Source organism: Streptosporangium sp. NPDC002607, from assembly GCF_053592655.1.
The window spans coordinates 1-1,302 of sequence record NZ_JBSFWD010000170.1 but is presented as its reverse complement, the minus strand read 5'-3'; the positions used below and the strand labels follow the sequence as shown (position 1 = coordinate 1,302).

Here is a 1,302-nt window from a genome sequence, read left to right as displayed (position 1 = left end):
CAGGCCCAGCGGAGCCAGCCGCTGCAGCAACGTCGCGGCCACCACCGAGCCGGACGCCGCCGACCGGCGACCGCCCCGCACCAGACCCCGCAACAGTGCCGGCACCTCGCCATAACCGCGCATCGACGGCAGATCCAGCCGGACCGGAACCAGCACCGCATGCTCAAGCACGACAGCGGCCTCGAACAACGCCAGCCCCTGCTCCACCGACAGCGGCGGCATGCCCGTCCGGGCAATCCGCCGCATATCGGCATCACTCAGCATGCCGGTCATCCCGCTGTCCTGGCTCCAGGCACCCCACGCCAGCGACAGCGCGGGCAGTCCCTCGGCCCGCCGCAACTGAGCCAGCCCATCCAAGAACGCGTTCGCAGCCGCGTAGTTGCCCTGACCAGCCGAGCCCATCACCCCGGCCAGCGAAGAGAACACCACGAACGCCGCCAGATCCAGACCCCGGGTCAGCTCATGCAGATGCCAGGCGGCATCGACCTTGGGCCGCAGCACGGTGTCCAGCCGCTCGGGCGTCAGCGACGGAATCGTCCCGTCGGCCAGCACACCGGCGGTGTGAACGACCGCGGTCAGCGGATGGTCGGCATCGATCCCGGCCAGCAGGGCCGCCACCGCATCCCGATCCGCCATGTCACACGCCGCGACCGTGACCTCGACACCGTGCGCGATCAGCTCGGCCTGCAGTTCCACGGCGCCGGGGGCGTCCAGGCCCCGGCGGCTGGTCAGCAGCAGATGCCGCACGTTGCGCTCGGCCACCACATGCCGAGCCAGATGACCACCCAGACCACCGGTCCCACCAGTGATCAACACCGTACCGTCCGGGTCCCAGACCCGGCCCGCCGCGTCGCCGACGTCAGACCCTGGCGCCACCCGCGCCATCCGCGGAACCCGCAGCTCACCCTCGCGTACCGCCGCCTGCGGCTCACCCGAGACCAGCACCCCGAGCAGGGCCGGCCGCGAGGACTCCCGATCATCCAGGTCGACCAGCACGAACCGGCCCGGGTTCTCCGACTGCGCCGACCGCACCAGACCCCACACCGCCGCGGCCGCCAGATCGGTGATCGCCTCACCCTCCCGCGCCTCGACCGCACCCCGCGTGACGAACACCAGACGCGAAGCCTCGAACCGCTCATCGGCCAACCACCCCTGCAACAGACCCAGGACACGGGCGACCAACTCGTGGACCGACTCCACCACACTCTCGGCGCCGGCCGACCCGACGGTGACCATGACCACGTCCGGCGCCGGGTCCAGCGAGGCGAGATCCCCGCTCAGCTCGACCACACTCGCACCGGT

1 protein-coding gene is annotated in these 1,302 nt (G+C 71.4%); it reads right to left on the bottom strand.

Going from position 1 to position 1,302, the window contains the following annotated elements:
- Nucleotides 1-1,302, bottom strand: a 1,302-nt coding sequence (locus ACWD3H_RS47690; RefSeq protein WP_451959808.1) for a beta-ketoacyl reductase, incomplete at both ends; no start/stop codon positions are given.